Consider the following 16,639-nt stretch of genomic DNA (forward strand, 5'->3'; position numbering starts at 1 on the left):
TGACCCCGGCGCGCCCGCATGGAACGGTCCGCAGTGGATGGACGCCCCCACCCCCGCCCGCCCGGCGATCCGGCGATCTTGAATTCAACAGAAGTGGTTTGGACATCAAAATAAGAAGGAATTGAGCATCCCCTGAGGTTCCTCCTGTTCGCGTTCGCGGATTCCCGTGTTCCGGAAAACGAATTTTACGCCGCGGACGCCCGCATTCCATCGTTCTGACCTGCCGGGATTTGCGGGCGAGCGCGTCACGGGGCATCCGCAGCGCGTCACCGGTGGCTGGACTCCGCAGATCAGAGCGTCCTAGCATGACGCGTCGTCGGATTCGAATGTCGGAACACGACAGCGGATCCGTTCGTATCTTCCGCGGTCAACTGGCAATACCAGTGCGCCGCAATTCTCCGTAGCCGCCTGCCGGCCTGATCAAGTGAGGCACACCCATGCCCAGAAAGACCCATGCCCGTTCGCTCGCGATAGCCGTGGCCACCGCCGCCTCCTTCGCCACGGGCATCGTCGCGTTCGGCGGCCCGGCCGCCGTCGCCGCCCCGGCCAGCACTTCGACCACCGCGGCCGGCACCGCGGCCGGCGAGTACGGCGGCGCGGGACAGGGCCCGGTCACCCCGGTCACCGGCTCCCAGGCCCAGGCCCAGGCCCAGTCCCACGCCCAGTCCCAGCCGCAATCCGTCGTCTCGCCCATGGTGACCGCCCCGAGCATCACCCGCAGCGAGGTGATCTCCCGCGCCAAGACGTGGGTCGGCATCGGCCTGGACTACAACCAGGGCGGCAGCCACGCCGGTTACCGCACCGACTGCTCCGGGTACGTGTCCATGGCCTGGCACCTCAGCGATTCGGAGACCACGAACAGCTTCGGCCCCAACGGCGTCACCACCTCCATCGCCAAGAGCTCGCTCAAGTCGGGCGACGCGCTGCTGAACCCCTCCAGCGGCAACGCCGGCCACGTCGTGCTCTTCGACAAGTGGGTGGGCGGCGGCCAGAGCAGCTACATGGGCTACGAGTTCACCGGCAGCGGCGTCCACTACCGGGAGATCCCGTACCCGTACTTCTCCGGCTACGGCACCTTCTCCCCGGTCCGCAACAAGTCCGTGAAGGACGACGTCACGCCGCCGGCCGACCCCGGCATGACGGACCTGACGGCCGGCGACTTCAACGGCAACGGCAAGAAGGACCTGGTCGCGGTCGAGGTCTCGACGGGGAAGCTGTGGCTCTACCCGGGTACGGGCAGTGGCACGCTCACGTCCCGCACGCTGATCGGCACCGGTGGCTGGAACGGGATGTCGAACCTGACGGTGGGCGACTACAACGGGGACGGCAAGGACGACCTGGTCGCGGTCGAGATCGACACGGGCAAGCTGTGGCTGTACCCGGGGACGGGTTCCGGGCTCGGCATCCGGAAGGAGATCGGGACTGGTGGCTGGAACGGGATGAACAGCCTGTTCAGCGGCGACTTCACCGGTGACGGGCATGACGACCTCGGCGCGGTGGAGGTGTCGACGGGCAAGCTGTGGCTCTACCCCGGCGTCGGCTCCGGTCTCGGCACCCGCAAGGAGATCGGCGACGGCGGCTGGAACGGCATGAACAAGATCGTCAGCCCCGGTGACATGAACCAGGACTCCAACGACGACGTGGTCGCCACCGAGCGGTCGACCGGCAAGCTGTGGCTCTACCGGGGCTACAACAACGGGACCCTGGACGGCGGCAGCACCCGCATCCTGATCGGGACGGGCGGCTGGAACGGTATCTCCGACTACGCCGGCGGCGACTTCACCGGTGACGGCATCGGCGACCTCGTGGCCGTGGAATCGCAGACCGGTGCCACCGGAAAGCTGTACCTCTACAAGGGCACCGGCAACAACGGCCTCACCTCGCGCACCGAGATCGGGAACGGTGGCTGGTGACAGCGACGAACCGGCAGACGAACCACCAGACGAGCCGGCACCTGAACCGGCACCCGAAACGGCACCCGCACCGGCCCCGCGCCGTCCTGCTGGGAATCGCCGTGGCGCTGCTGTCCCTGCTGCCGCTCGCACCCGCCGGCGCCGCGACCACCTCGGCGGGCGATCCGGCGGGCACCGCGTACACCCAGCCCTCCGTCCGGGCGATGACCTGGAACATCTGCGGTGAGGCCGGCGGCGCGACCCCGGCCACCAGTGCGTACTGCCCGGACCGTGCCAGGCCCGACCTCAAGGCCCGCGCGGTCGCCGACATCGTCAGCGAGCGGAACCTGAACGCGGTGATGTTCCAGGAGATCTGCTCGGGCAGCGCCGACGACGGCTACGGCAACAGTGCGAGCACACCGGCCAATCCCAGCGACCTGGAGGCGATCTCCTCGGCGCTCGGGGCCGGTTGGACCTTCCAGTGGGCCAAGGTGCAGCGCCCCGACGGCCGTTCGGACTGCCGCGGCGGGCTGAGCGGCACGCTGAGCGTCGCCATCGGCGTCAAGGGGGCGATCGACTGGTCGCACGCGGTGCCGCTGCCCGTCCCGCTGAACAGGGGCGCCGACCGGGCCCAGGTGCTCTGCGTGGCCGCCGCCGGCTGGGAGACCCGGATCTGCACCACCCACCTCGCCAACATCGACGACGCCGCCGTCTACACCGACGAACTCAGCACGGTGCACGGCGAGATCGCGAACTACCCCTCCGTGCTGCTCGGCGGCGACTTCAACACCCGCTCGCAGGCGAACCTCCAGGCCCTCTACAGCACGATGGCCGAGTGCGACCAGCAGTCGTACGCACCCGGCGACGCGGCGGGCGAGGCAACCCACTTCACCTACCAGCCGGTCGTACCCGACCCCGCGACCGGCGTGATCAGCAGCGGCACGTACTCCGCGGCCAAGCTCGACTACCTGTTCTCCACCGCGGGATTCACCGGCTGCGACGCCCTGACCGAGCGGGCCGACCAGGCGGACTACTCGCACGGCGCGCAGCCGCACTGCGACCTGGTCTCGTCCCCGACGATCTGCACGCCGACCGGGGTATCCGACCACGCCCCGCTCAGCGGGTTCACCAAGGGCGGCCCCGTCCTCGACTGGTCGCTGAAGGACGGCCACGGCGGCACCGCCGCCGACGCCTCGGGCAACGGCAACGCCGGGACCCTCACCTCCGGTGTGAGCTGGGCTGCCGACCACGCGGGCTCCGCCTCGTTCAACGGCACCGGCGGCGCGGTCACCGGCCACGGCCCCGCGGTGGACACCACGAAGAGCTTCACCGTCTCCGCCTGGGCCGAGGTCCGGCCGGGCGCCGGCACCTCGGTGGTGCTCAGCCAGGACGGGACCACCATCAGCGGCACCATGCTCTGGTACGACAAGGGCGACGGCGGCTGGCACTTCGGCATGCCCCGCTCCGACAGCACGGTGTGGGACGTCGACCAGGCCGTGTCCACCGCTCCGGCCGAGCCCGGGGTGTGGACCCGGCTGACCGGCGTGTTCGACGCGGCGGCCGGGACGCTGACCCTGTACGTCGACGGGGCGCTCGCCGGCACCGGGCACCACACCGCCCTGTGGTCGGCGACCGGCCCGTTCGCCGCCGGACGCGACCGGGTCGGCGCCGCCGCCAACGCCTTCATGAACGGCGGCCTGCAAGCGGTCAGGGCGTTCGACTACCCGATGACGGCCGCCGAAGTGGCCTCGTACGCCACCGGTCTCGCCGCCCCCACCGCCACCACGACCGCACCCGCGTCGTCGTCCGGCGACCCGGGCTGCGCGGCCGTCGGACCCTACGGCGTCGTCCCCTCGGCGACGCCCGCACTGCGCGCCCACGTACTGGCGCCCGACCCCTCCGCGCAGGTGCGCGCGGAGTTCTCGCTGTGGGACGACACCGACCCGAGCCGCCAGCCGATCACCATGGGCGGCCCGGGCTCCGCGAGCGGCAACGCCACCGGCGGCGGCACGGTCTCGGTGACCGCCCCGGCGCTGATCCGCGGCCACCTCTACGGCTGGTACGCCCGTACGGCCACCGTGGCCGGGCACTCGGCGACCACCGCGGTCTGCCACTTCTACGCACTCGCGGGCTGAACCGGTTCGCGGCCCCGGAGGCGCCGGGGCCGCGAACCGCGCCGCCAGTCGCCGGCCCACGCCGTGCGACCGTATGAAGATCAGAAATTCTTGCGTCGCAAGTCCACCGCCTGATAGGACTGTGAGCGCGCCGTTACCACCCACATGTTCGACAACGCGGGGGTCCATGTGGTCGCTACGGCCTCTCTGTCCGCGCCGCGAGACCGGCGCGGCGATCCGCGCCGGCCACGGCGCCGCTTTCCCGCCTCCGTCAGGCGCTCCACGCAGCACGGCCTGGTCGTAGCCGCCGTCGCGCTGACCGTCCTGCTGTGTGCGACGGCCTTGGCCACCGTCGCCGCGCTGACCGGCAGTTCGGTGCGCTCCGAGGGCGCCCGGCGGCTGGCCGCGCAGATCGACGCGCAGGTGTCGGTGTCCGCGTCCTACAAGGCCGAGGGGATGGCGACCGCCGACCGTGACGTACGGGCCGCCGCCGCACGGGTGTTCGCGGGCGCGCCGCAGCAGACGTACGTGGGCCTGCTCGACACCGGGTCCGTCACCGTGGTCGGGATCGACGGGGTCGCGGGCGCGCCGACCGTTCCCGGGGTGGGGAGGCTGCACCCGGTGGCCGCGCAGGGCGGCGGCACCTTCGGGCAGCTGGTCGGCGGACACTGGCCGGCCGGCACGGCGAACGCGCCGGCCTCGGCCTTCACCGCCCTGCCGAGCGTGCGCATCGGCACCGGCTCCATCGCCCCGGTGGACGCGGCCGTGCCCGAGTCGCTGGCCCTGCGACTCGGGCTCAAGCCCGGCTCCAGCCTCCGGCTGAGCGCCGCCGGGCGCACCACGACACTGCGGATATCCGGCGTCTTCCGGGCCTCCGGCGCCGCCGGCTTCTGGCCCGCGATGGCCGGCGACCTCACCGAGGACGAGACCGCCAGCCAGGACCTGCTGGTGGTCACGCCGGCCGCGCTGAACGGCAACCCGGTCCTGAACGGCCAGCTGGTCGCGCACTGGAGCGTGCAGCCGGACTTCTCCGGCCTCGGCACCGGACAACTGCACGGGCTGCGCGACCGGGTCCGCGCGTTCACCGGCAGTCAGAGCGCGGTGTCGGTGTTCCGCGGCAAGTCACCGACGCTGGACGAGATGAGCGTGTCGTCCGGCCTCGCGCAGGCCGTCGACGACCTGGCGATACCGACCGTGGTGGCCAGGTCGGCGCTGTACCAGCCGAGCGTGATGCTGGCCGCCCTCGCCCTCGCCACCCTGATACTGGCCGGCCGTCAGATGACCGTACGCCGGCGGGCCGAGCTGGCACTCCAGCAGGCCAGGGGCTCCGGCACCCCCCGGTTGCTGCGCGCCGCGGCGGCGGAGTGGGCGCTCACCGGCGTACCGGCCGCCGTCGCCGCGCCGTTCCTGGCCGATCTGCTGCACCACGGCACCTCAGGCACCGGCGCCGCCTGGCTGGCGGTGAGCCTGACGCTGCTGGTGCACGCCGTGTCCGTACTGCTGCCGGTGCTGCCCGCGCTGCGCTGGCGGGCGGCCCGCGGCGCCCGGTCCGCGGTCGCCCAGCGCCTCGGCGTCGACCTGGCGCTGCTGGCCGTCGCCGTCCTCGGCTTCCTCGAACTGCGCAGGCACAGCTCGGTGGTCGGCGGCACATCCGTCGACCCCGTCCTGGTCTTCGTACCCGCCGTCGCCAGCGGGGCCGCCGCGCTCCTGCTGCTGCGGCTGCTGCCGCTGTCGTCCCTGCTGCTCGACGTGCTCGGCCGCCGCAGCCGCGGCCTGGTCGGCGCGCTGGCCGGCTGGCAGCTGAGCCGGCGCACCGCACGCAACGCGGGGCCGGTGGTGCTGATGTGCCTGGCCGTCTCGGTGAGCGCCTTCGCCACCACCGCACTCGCCTGCCTGGGCGGCCTGTCCGCCGAGCAGGCCGCGTACACCGTCGGCGCCGACGTCAGGATCGAGCCGTCCGCGGACGACAGCTACCCCTCCGCCGTCCTGGCCGCCGCCTACCACGGGCTGCCCGCGGTGACAGCGGTGACACCGGTGATCCGCGGCAGCGCGAACCTGCCGAGCGGCGACACCGAGGAGCTGATCGGCACCGTCGCGGGCCCCGCGCCCCGCACGGGCTCGACCGCCTCCCTCGGGATCGCCCTGCCGGGGCGGCCGGCCGCGCTGCTGCTCGACGAGAAGCTGAGCAGCAACGGCAGCACCGCCGCGCCGCACCTGGAGTTGACCTTGCAGGACGCGGCCGGCCTCGTCAGCACCGTGCCCGCCGCGCTGCCCGCCGCCGACGGCGCCAGGCACACCGTCGCGGTGCCGCTCGACGTGTCGCAGAGCGGCGGCCACCCGCGCGCGTACCCGCTGACGGTGACCGCCGTCAGCGTGATGCCGCAGGCGGACGTGGCACCGGCGCGGCTGGACATGGACGTGATCCGGCTCGGCTCGCGCGGCGCGGTGAGCGCGAGCGGCGGCAAGGGCGCCGGCGCGGACACCTGGGCGGCGCCGCTGCCGGCCGGGCAGTCCTGGGCCGACGGCACCGATCACGCCGCCGACGCCACCACCGGCGCCTGCAAGGGCAAGCCGTACGGCGAGTACCAGTTCGGCGCCCCGGGCGTCTGCTCGATCAGCCACGGCGGTTCCGACGTGCTCAGCACCTCGCTCAGCACCGGCTTCACCGGCTACCTGGACGGCACCGGCCTCACCGCCGACGACGTCAAGACGCTGGCGACGGGCAACCTGCGCTTCGTGGCCCGCCCGGCCGGCGCCCCGAAGCCGCTGCCGGTGCGCGCCGACGCGCAGGCGCTGGACGATGGGCACCTGTCCGTGGGCAGCACCACCTCGCTCGACCTCGGCACCGGAACCCCGCTGCCCGCCAGGATCGTCGGCGAGCTGGACTCGCTGCGCGGCCTGGGCCACGGGCAGGGGCACCTGGTCGCCGACCAGCGGCAGCTCGCCACCGCGATCACCCTCGCGGGCGCCCTCCAGCAGGATCCCGCCTTCTGGTGGATCAGCAGCAGCGACAGCGCGCGCACGGCCGCCGCGGCGCAGCGGCAGCCCGCGCTCGGCGCGGTGACCACCACGACCGGCACCGCGAATGACCTGCGCTCCGACCCGTTCCGCACCGGCCTGCACCGGATGCTGGAGCTGATCCGCTACCTGGCCCCGTGCTTCGCGGTGATCGCCTTCACCGTGCACGCGGTGGTCTCGACGCGGCAGAGACGGCAGGAGTTCGCCCTGCTGAGAGCGATGGGCGTGCGGTCGAGGAAGCTCTCGGTGCTGCTGAGCGCCGAGCATCTGAGCCTGGCGCTGTTCGCGGTGGTGCCGGGCGCGCTGATGGGTATGGCGCTCGCGTCGGTGATGCTCCCGCTGATCACCGTGGACGACGCCGGGCAGCCGCCTTATCCGGCGCTGCCGCTGGTCATGCCCTGGCGCACGGTCGCGGTGACGGCGGTGCTGACGGCGCTGGCCATCGCCGCGGTCGTCCTGACGCTGTCCCGGCTGCTGGCCCGGGTGGACCTGGTACGCGTGCTGCGAGCGGGGGAGGACCGGTGAGCCGCACGTCCGGAACCGGCGGGGAGGACCGGCGGCCGACCCGCGGAGCGACGGGCACCGACCGGGAGGAGCCGCCGATCCGCCGCGGGGCGACGGGCGCGGCGATGACGCTGCGGCTGGTGCGCAAGGAGGCCGGCGGCGACCTGCCGCTGCTCGCCTGCCTGGCGGTGCTGATGCTGGTGCTGACCGCGCTGTGCGCGTGGGCGCCGGCCGTGGCCGGCCGCCAGGAGGACAAGGCGCTGCGGCAGCGGATCACGGTCGCGCAGACCGGCGCCCCGCTGGTCAGCATCAGCGCCACGCCGGAGATCTTCCACGACGGCGCCCCGCCCAGCATCGACATGGCCACCCTGCTCAGCGACGGCCGCACCCTCACCAGCGGGCTCGGCCGCTCCGCGGCACAGCACCTCACCCTCGCCGACAGCGGCAGCTACGACTACAACCAGGGCTCCGTCAGCTCGCCGGACGGGCCGGACAGCGCGATCACCAGCACCAAGCTGGCGCTCAGCCACCTCCCGCAGGCCGGCTCGCACCTGCACTACGTCAGCGGCCACGCGCCCGCCGATCGCACACCGGTGGGCGGCACCCCGCAGATTGCGCTGTCGCAGGCCAGCGCCCAGGCGATGGGCGTGCGGACCGGCAGCCGGCTGGGACTCGACTACAAGCCGGTGCCCGGCGCCCAGCAGCAGCCGCCGCACGTCGAGCTGCTGGTGAGCGGGGTGTTCCGCACGGTGGCCGGCACCGACGGCTTCTGGACCGGGCAGGCCACGCTCGTCGCGCCGTCCCGCTACCCCGAGGAGCGCAGCGCGGGCACGGTGCTCGCCGTACGCGGGCTGGTCGGCACCGACGCCGCCAACACCCTGGCCGGCGCCGGGATTCCGGGGCCCCTGGTGACCTGGACGCTGCGCGCCGAGCTGCCGCACGCGGCCCTCGACCAGGCCCGCGCGCTGACCGGTCCGCTGGCCCACTACGGCGCCGACCTCAACGCCGAGCGCTGCCAGGGGATCGACCCGTTCACCGGCCAATCGCGCTGCCAGATCGGCGACCAGTTCACCGACCAGTTCGTGGTGTCCGACGCCCTGACTCCGCTGCTCGCCGCCTTCACCGCGCAGGACCACCAGGCCAGGGCGCTGGCGTCGTTCGCCGTCGACTCGCTGGCCGCCGTCGCGCTGGCTACCACCGCCGTCGCCGTGCGGCTGCTGCTGCGGCGCAGGCGGCCGCACCTGGGGCTGCAACGGGCGCGGGGCGCGTCAACGGCCCGGCTGGTGCTGCTGCGCGGCAGCGTGGCCTGGCCGGTGGTGCTGGCCGCCGCCGTGCTGGGCTGGGTGGCGGGGCGGCTGCTCGCGCCGGACGGCACGTCCGGGTCGCCTGAGCCGGTGCCCGCCGCCGTCGCCGTGCTGACGGTGCTCCTCGTCGTGCCGCTGCTGACCTGGTTCGCGGTCCGCGAGCCGGCCAAACGGCGGCACCGGCCCCGGCGTTCACGGCGGCGGCCCGCTCTCGGCGGGCGGCGGGTCGTCATGGAGCTCACCGTGCTGCTCGCGGCGGTCGCTGGCGTGGCCACGCTGCGCTCGCAGGGCCCCGACTGGGAACTGGGCGCGGTGCCGGTCGTGGTGGCGCTGGCCGCCGTCCTGCTCCTGCTGCGGATCTACCCGCTGGTGCTGCGGCTGGTGGCCTGGCAGACCCGGCGCGGCAGGGGAGTGGTGGGCTTCGTCGGGGTGTCGCGGGCCGCGCACGACGCCCCCGCGACCGGCCTCGCGCTGTTCGTCCTGGTACTGACCCTGGGCACGGCCGTGTTCGGCGGCCTCGTGCAGCGCACGATCGACGACGGCTTTGCCACCGGTGCGATCTGGAGCACCGGCGCCGAAGCGGGCGCGACGGTCGCCGGCAACACCGCTCCGGCGCCGGGCAGCGGAACACCCGGGATACGTACGGCGGTTCAGCAGCTGCGCACCCTCGACCTTATGGGGCAGGCGGACGGCGCCGAGCTGTCCACCGCCGCCGTCGTCAGCGTCGACCCGCGGCAACTGACCGCCATCGCCCCGCACTCGGCGCTCGCCCGCACGCTGCTCGCCGAACTGACCGCGCCGCCGCGGAAGGTGGGCGATTTCAGCTACCGCATCCCGGTGCTGATCTCACCCGACCTGCGGGCGCGGGAACGCACCGGTTCCTTCACGGCGGTCGCCCCGACACCGGAACTCGGCAATGCCCCCACGCAGCTCAACCTGGACCCGGTCGGCACCCTCACGACCGCGGACACCCGCGATCCGCTGCTGGGCCCGGTCACCGCGCAACTGCCCGCCGGGACACCGCTGTTGATCACCGCGGCGGCCGCCGAGCAGGTGATGCCGCCGCAGCCGTCGGGCAGCACGGTGGTGCTGCTCCAGGGCACCGGTGCCTCTCTCGTGAAGGCCGCGACGCTGCGGGCGGCGGCCGCCCAGGCGCTCGGGCCGCTCGCACACACCCGGATCCGGTCGGAGGAGCTCAGCGCCCTGCGGGACGACGGGCTGACCAAGGGGCTCGGCACCATCTACACCGCGGGTTCGGCGCTGGCCGCGCTGCTCGGCCTGCTCGCCGTCGCCCTTGAGCTGGTGCTCACCGCCCACGAGCGGGGCCGCACCACGTCGTTCCTGCGCACGCTCGGACTCGGCGGCGCGGGCGCCGGGGCGGTGAACGTCCTCCAACTGCTGCCGCTCGCCGCCGCGTCGGTGGTCGGCGGCACGCTACTGGGCCTGCTCGAACCGCGGTTGATGTCGGACACGCTGAACCTGCGGCAGTTCACCGGCGGGCCCGCGCAGCCGGTGCTGCGGACCGACTACGCACTGACGGTCGGCCTCGTGGTGGGCGTGACGCTGCTGATCGTGGCCGCGGCGACGGTGGAGACGGTGCTCGCGCGCAGGCGGCGGCTGGGGGCGGTGCTGCGGGTGATGTGAGCGGGGGCGCTGCCGCTAGGGCTGGTGCGGCGCTTTCCGTTCAGGTCGCCGTGTCGCCGGAGGTGTTGCCGGGTTCGGTGGCCTTGTTCGTCTCGTCGGCCCCGGTGCTCTGTGCCGCCTCGGCCGCTGCGGCGCCGGCGCGTTCCGTCTCGGATCTCGCCTGCTGGGCCACCGCGTCGGGCCATACGCCGATGTGGTCGGTCTCCAGGGCCAGCCGTACGCGCTTGCGCATGTGCAGGCGCTCGGTGAACTCGCCCGGCAGCTGGAGCCGCCCGTTGCGGTCGAGCACCGCGAACTCCTCGGCGGTGAGCGCCTCGACGCCGTCCTCGCCGGTCTCCACCCGCCGCAACACCTCCGTGGAGGTGCGGCCGTTGCGGATCCGCACAGTGCGCTGCACCTGCTCAGAGACCAGCGCGTCGTGGGTCACCACGATCACCGTGACGCCCAACTCCTCGTTGGCCCGGCGCAGTACGGCGAAGATCTCGTCGCTGGTGGCGGTGTCCAGCTCGCCGGTCGGCTCGTCGGCGAACAGCACCTTGGGCTCGTTGGCGTTCGCGACGGCGATGGCGACCCGCTGCTGCTCGCCGCCCGAGAGGGTGTCGGGATCGCGGTCCCGGCAGTGGCCGACGCCGAGCACGTCGAGCAGTTCCTCGGCGCGGGCCCGGCGCTGGGAGCGCTTGATCCCGGTGTACGTCATCGGCAGCATCACGTTCTCGGCCGCCGAGAGGTAGGGGAGCAGGTTGCGGGAGGTCTGCTGCCAGACGAAGCCGACGGTGCTGCGGCGGTAGTTGAGCCGGTCGCGGCGCTTCATGTTCAGCAGGTCGTGGCCGGCGACCTCGGCGGAGCCGGCGGTGGGCACGTCCTGGCCGGAGAGTATGCCCAGCAGCGTGGACTTGCCGGAGCCGGAGGCGCCGATCACCGCGATCATCTCGCCCTGCGAGACGGCCAGATCGAGCCCCTGAAGGGCCTGCACCTCGACGCCCTCGGTCTGGAAGATCCGCACCAGGTTGTCGCAGACGACCAGCCCGTCGTCCCGCTCCGGCCGCCCGGCCGCCGCGGCCCGCCGGTGCAGCTCGTCCAGGTCGGGCCCGCCGGATGTCTGCTGCTGAACGGGCACGCGGTCCCCCGGTGAAGTGACGTCTTTCGATTACGGCCGGTCTCTTCGCCCAGCGTAGTGCGCGGGGCCCTCCGGGGCACGGGGGGCCGCCCGGCCCCGCTCCGGCTGCTGCCCCGGCGTCGCGGGCCGCAGGCTCGACGACTTCCTCTACATCAAGGCGTCACACGGGATCGGCGCCGGCATCGTCCTGGCCGGCCGCACCTACCGGGGCTCGACGGGCATAGCCGGTGAGATCGGCCACACCCAGCTGCCGGGCGCGACCAGCTGGTGCCGGTGCGGCAGCCGCGGCTGCCTGGAGACGGACGTCTCCATCGCACCATCGGCCGGGTGCCGGCCGACCTGGTCAACTGCCTCAACCCGGCGGCGATCGTGCTCGGCCGGCGCGCGGAACTCTTCGGCGCGCTGGCCACGGCGGCCGGAGCGCGACCGGGAACGGCCGGCTGATCGGGAGTAGCCGGCCTGGCGGGAGTAGCCGGCCTGGCGGGGGTAGAAGGATGGGCGGAGCAGGGCACGTCGGCGCGGTCGCACAGTCGATTCACAGGCGGTGGCCCCATCCTGGACAGCGGATGCACTCGTCACCTATCGTTCACGGAAGCCTATATTCCATTTTGCCGATACCATAAGCGACGCCTCGAAGAGATCGATCCTATTCCTATGCCACTACAAGGCTTCAGAGCCGACAGGACCATAGCGCCGAAGCGCCTGGACTCCCTGACGGGTCTGCGGTTCTTCGCGGCCTTCGCGGTCTTCACGCACCACTTCACAGGATTCGGCGGGAAAACGGGGCTCGGGCGGTCGCCCGCCATATATCCCTATTCGCAAATAGGGGCGCACGGCGTCACCTTCTTCTTTGTGATATCCGGCTTCCTGATGACCTGGGTGTTCAAACCGCATGAGCATCCCGGGGTCTTCTACTGGCGCAGAGTGGGCCGAATATGGCCGGCCCATCTGGTCGCGTTGATCCTCGGTGTGTACGCCTACTACATCCGGGCGCACCTCACCATCCACTGGCCGAGCCTGATCTCCTCGGTCTTCCTGGTGCAGACCTGGTTCCCGACGGTCACCCCCACGCTGCCGGGCAACGAGGTGACCTGGACGCTCAGCGTCGAGCTGCTCTTCTACGCGCTCTTCCCGCTGCTGGGACGGTTCGTCTCGCAGCTGCGCACCCGGACGCTCGTCGTGGCCACCGGCTGCGGGCTGATCGCCATGTGGGGCGTCGACTGGTCCGCGACCGCGAACCTCACCCCCGCGTACTCCGCCTGGGTCATGCGCAATCCCGTGGTCTACCTCCCGGAATTCCTGCTCGGCATGACCCTCGCGCTGGCCGTCAAGCGCGGCTGGCGTATTCCGCTCCGCCCGGTGGTCCCCGTTCTCCTGCTGAGCGCCTATGTCTTCGGCTACTACCAGGGCAGGGAACGACTCTCACCGGACACCGTGGCACAACTCGACTTCACCGTGCGGCCGATCATCGCGATTTTCTCCGCGCTCATCATCCTCGCGTTCGTCCAGCGCGAAGTGCGCGGCCTGCGGGGAATACTGAACACCAGGCTCGTGGTCATGCTCGGTCTGTGGTCGTACTGCTTCTACCTGATCCACCATTCGGTGAGCCGGCTGGCGATCTACCAGTGGGGCCGAATACCCGACAACGACACGGCACTGCTCACTCTCGTCGGTATGGGTATGGCGGTGAATGTCATGGCCTGGGCTCTTTTCACTTATGTGGAGGAACCGGCCGAGAAGTGGTGGCGCCGCCGCACTCCGAAGCGCTGGCTGGCCCGCGGCGCGAAGCCCGCCCGCCCCGAACTCCCCGCGCCGCGCCCCGAGCCCTCGGCACCCCGCCCCGAAACCGAACCGCTCCGCGAGCCCCGTCCCACAAACGTCTAGCGTTTCGGGGCATTGCGTGCCGGAGGGACCCGCTCCGCCGGCTTGGCAGCATGCTGCCGAGGCGTCGGCGGGACAGGACGGGGTCCGTATTAACTGTCCTCTGTGCATATAGCCCTGTTCAACATTCCGGCGTACGGGCACGTCACTCCGACCCTGGCCGTCGTCGCCGAACTGGTACGGCGCGGCCACCGGGTGAGTTACGCCGTCACCGAGGAATTCGCCGCGCAGGTCCGCGCCACCGGCGCGCGCCTCGTGCCGTACGCCACCACCCTGCCTTCGGCGACACGGGTCGAGGACTGGCCCTCGGACGATCCGGTGGCCATGGCCTCCCTCGCCCTGGACGAGGCGGTCGCGATTCTCCCGGGGCTGCAGGCGTCCTTCGACGAGGACCGGCCCGATCTGGTGCTGCACGATTTCGGCGCGCTCGCCGCACGGCGATTAGCGCACCGCTGGAACGTCCCCGCCATCTGCCTGGCGTCAACGCATGTACCGAGCGCCGATGACGAGGAGCGCGCGGAGAGCCTGGAGAACAGGGATATCTGGTTCGCCGACGACCCGGGGTGGGCCGAACACCGGCGGAGATTCAGGGAGTTCCTCGACGAGGCCGGTATCGAGCTGTCGATCGACGACTATGTGGGGTTGCCGGAGCGCTGCCTGGTCCCGATACCCCGGGAATTCCAGATCAACGGCGAGTGCGTGGACGCCCGTTACACGTTCGTCGGTCCGTGCATCGGGGACCGGGAATTCCAGGGGGACTGGACGGAGCCGGCCGCCGGACGGCCGCTGCTGCTGGTCGCGCTCGGGTCCGCGGGGAGCAAGCAGGCCGACTTCTACCGCAGTTGCGTCGAGGCGTTCGGCAACACGCCCTGGCAGATGGTGATGTCGACCGGCCGGCTCGCCCCGGAGGTCCTCGCGCCGCTGCCCGCGAACGTGAACGCGTACTCGTCGGTCCCGCAACTGCGCTTACTGGCGCGGGCGGACGCCTTCATCACCCACGCGGGCATGGGCTCGGCGCTGGAGGCGATGTACCACGAGGTCCCGATGGTGGCCGTCCCGCAGATCAACGACCAGTTCGTCAACGCGGCCCAGATCGAGGCGCTCGGGCTGGGCGTGCACCTGCCGCTGTCGGAGGCGACCCCCGCCCGGCTGCGCGGGGCGGCCGAGGCCATCGCGGCCGACCCGGTCATCGCCGGGCACCTGGCGGCGATGCGCAGGGCGATCGACGCGGCCGGCGGGACGTCGGCGGCCTGCGATTTCATCGAGCGGCTGCTGCCCTGACGGGAGAGCTCCGGGCCTGGCGGGACGGAAGGTCGGCTGCCGTCCGGGCCGTCCACCGGAGGGAAGAACGAATGGCGGGCGGCCCGGGGCGCATTGCGGTCGGGGCGTGTGCGGGGGCTTGTTCGGGGCGTGTGCGGGGCGTCCTCAGGGCACGAGCACGACCGTCTTGCCGGGCAGCCGCCCGGCGCCCGCCTCCTCGTGCACCGCGGCCAGTTCGGCCACCTGGCGGCGGCCGGCGATGTGGACCGTGAGCGTGCCGGCGTCCACCTTCGCGGCCAGTTCGGTGAGTTGGGCTCCGTCGCTGCGCACCCACAGGCTCGCGCTGCGCACCCCCCGGGCCGCGTCCTCCGGTATCGGCCCTGCCGTGCTGGCGGCCACACCGCCGTCGGTGACGTATCCCGTGAGCTGGGCGAGTTCCGCCGGGGACACGCGCACATGGTTCACCACGACCTCGAACGGACCGCCCACGGCGGCGGGCCCCGCGGCGAGCGAGAGCGGGCCGACGACCCGGTGCGCCCCGTAGCCCTGGAGGCGGTCGGCGTGCTGCGGCCCGTCCACCGCGGTCACATGCGCCCCCGCGTCGACGGCGAGCTGCACGACGAGGCTGCCGACCGCGCCCCCCGCCCCGTTGACCAGGACGCTCTGGCCCGGCTTCAGTTCGGCGAGCTCGAACGTCGTCTGCCAGGCCGCGAGCCCGGTCAGCGGCAGCGCGGCGGCGTCGGCCAGCTCGGTCGTCCGGGGCGCCGGCGCGAGGGATTCGGCCGGCACGAGCACGTACTCGGCGGCACCGCCCGCGGAGTCGAGGGGCAGCATCGCCACCACCCGGTCGCCGACCGCCGGGCCGGTCACGTCCGCGCCGAGCTCGGCGACGGTGCCCGCCAGATCGATCCCCGGCACGTAGGGAAGGCTGATCGGGATCATCTCGGCCAGCGCGCCGGCCCGGATGTGGTCGTCGACCGGGTTGAACGACGTGGCCGCCACCCGCACCAGCACCTGCCCGCTGCCGGGGACCGGCCGGTCGACGTCCTCGTAGCGCAGGACCTCGCTGCCGCCGTACTCGTGGAAACGCATCGCCTTCATGGCACTTTCCTCCAGGGTGAGTGAAGCCCGTCAGTGCAGCCCGTCGCTGACGCACGTCGCTGACGCACGTCGCTGACGAACGTCGGTGAAGCCGTCGCCGACGGACTTGCCCCGGCAAGCGTTTTCACTTGCCCAGGCAAGTCAAACGGTAACCCGCTGGCGGTTGCCCAGGCAAGTGATCCGAGTTTCCCGGGCAAGTATGATGAGGCTCATGGACACCCAGTCACCCTGGCTCGACGACGACCAGCAGGAGCTGTGGCAGGCGCTGCTCACGGTCGTGATCGCCCTCCCGGCGGCCCTCGACCGCCAGTTGCAGCGGGACGCCGGCATCTCCAACTTCGAGTACGGGGTGCTGGCCCAGCTGTCCATGGCCGAGGAGACGACGATGCGGCTCAGCGACCTGGCCCGGGTGTGCGACAGCACGCAGCCCCGGCTGTCGAAGGTGATGGACCGCTTCGAGGCCCGCGACTGGGTGGCCCGCCGGCCCGACCCCGGCGACGGCCGGTACACGCTCGCCGCGCTGACGGACGCGGGCCGGCAGAAGCTCGTCGAGAGCGCGCCGGAGCATGTCGCGCAGGTGAAGCGGCTCGTGTTCGATCCGCTCAGTGCCGCGCAGCGGCGGCATCTGGCGGTGGCGCTCGGCCGGATCGCGGCGACCGTGCGGGGCGGGGATACGGAGGCGGGCTGAGCGGCGCGCGTCGGAGGCGGCGTCGGGCGGCGTTTGCGGACGGCGGCGTCGGGTGGCGTTTGCGGGCGCCGTCAGCCGGCGGCGCCGAACGCGAGCGGCACCGCGGCCCGAACTCT

Annotated in this window: 9 protein-coding genes and 1 pseudogene; 8 read left to right on the plus strand and 2 right to left on the minus strand. The window is 72.6% G+C overall.

Annotated features, from left to right (window positions below; all coding sequences use genetic code 11):
* Nucleotides 1-437: 437 nt before the first annotated feature.
* The 4 genes from ACQPW6_RS28125 (at nucleotide 438) to ACQPW6_RS28140 (ending at nucleotide 10,476) form a co-directional block, all read left to right on the plus strand.
* A complete protein-coding gene (locus ACQPW6_RS28125; protein WP_433892481.1) occupies nucleotides 438-1,913 on the plus strand; it encodes an FG-GAP-like repeat-containing protein in 1,476 nt (491 codons plus the stop codon).
* A complete protein-coding gene (locus ACQPW6_RS28130; protein WP_433892482.1) occupies nucleotides 1,910-4,027 on the plus strand; it encodes a LamG-like jellyroll fold domain-containing protein in 2,118 nt (705 codons plus the stop codon). The genes ACQPW6_RS28125 and ACQPW6_RS28130 overlap by 4 nt, the downstream gene beginning before the upstream one ends.
* A 144-nt stretch (nucleotides 4,028-4,171) precedes the next feature.
* Nucleotides 4,172-7,549, plus strand: a complete 3,378-nt coding sequence (locus ACQPW6_RS28135) for an FtsX-like permease family protein (protein WP_433892483.1) — start codon at nucleotides 4,172-4,174, stop codon at nucleotides 7,547-7,549.
* Nucleotides 7,546-10,476: a hypothetical protein gene (locus ACQPW6_RS28140; RefSeq protein WP_433892484.1), complete on the plus strand. Its 2,931-nt coding sequence runs from the start codon at nucleotides 7,546-7,548 to the stop codon at nucleotides 10,474-10,476. Before ACQPW6_RS28135 ends, ACQPW6_RS28140 begins: the two co-directional genes overlap by 4 nt.
* 40 nt (nucleotides 10,477-10,516) lie before the next feature.
* On the opposite strand, the gene ACQPW6_RS28145 is transcribed toward ACQPW6_RS28140, so the two are convergent.
* On the minus strand, nucleotides 10,517-11,593 hold the full coding sequence (locus ACQPW6_RS28145) for an ABC transporter ATP-binding protein (protein ID WP_433892485.1): 1,077 nt from the start codon (nucleotides 11,591-11,593) through the stop codon (nucleotides 10,517-10,519).
* Nucleotides 11,594-11,735: 142 nt separating this feature from the next.
* Between ACQPW6_RS28145 and ACQPW6_RS28150 the strand changes: the two are divergent.
* The 3 genes and pseudogenes from ACQPW6_RS28150 to ACQPW6_RS28160 all read left to right on the plus strand — a co-directional run.
* Nucleotides 11,736-11,891 (plus strand): annotated as a pseudogene (locus ACQPW6_RS28150) (ROK family protein); the annotation flags it as partial.
* A 356-nt stretch (nucleotides 11,892-12,247) separates the two neighbouring features.
* Entirely contained in the window at nucleotides 12,248-13,477 is a 1,230-nt protein-coding gene (locus ACQPW6_RS28155; protein WP_433892486.1) for an acyltransferase family protein, read from the plus strand.
* 102 nt (nucleotides 13,478-13,579) lie between these two features.
* Entirely contained in the window at nucleotides 13,580-14,755 is a 1,176-nt protein-coding gene (locus ACQPW6_RS28160; RefSeq protein WP_433892487.1) for a macrolide family glycosyltransferase, read from the plus strand.
* A 144-nt stretch (nucleotides 14,756-14,899) separates the two neighbouring features.
* Here the strand turns inward: ACQPW6_RS28160 and ACQPW6_RS28165 are convergent, their stop codons facing one another.
* Entirely contained in the window at nucleotides 14,900-15,835 is a 936-nt protein-coding gene (locus ACQPW6_RS28165; protein ID WP_433892488.1) for an NADP-dependent oxidoreductase, read from the minus strand.
* A 211-nt stretch (nucleotides 15,836-16,046) separates the two neighbouring features.
* Between ACQPW6_RS28165 and ACQPW6_RS28170 the strand changes: the two genes are divergently transcribed.
* Nucleotides 16,047-16,523: a MarR family winged helix-turn-helix transcriptional regulator gene (locus ACQPW6_RS28170; protein ID WP_433892489.1), complete on the plus strand. Its 477-nt coding sequence runs from the start codon at nucleotides 16,047-16,049 to the stop codon at nucleotides 16,521-16,523.
* Nucleotides 16,524-16,639 lie beyond the last annotated feature (116 nt).

It is taken from the genome of Streptomyces sp. CA-111067 (assembly GCF_050956065.1).
Lineage (GTDB): Bacteria > Actinomycetota > Actinomycetes > Streptomycetales > Streptomycetaceae > Actinacidiphila.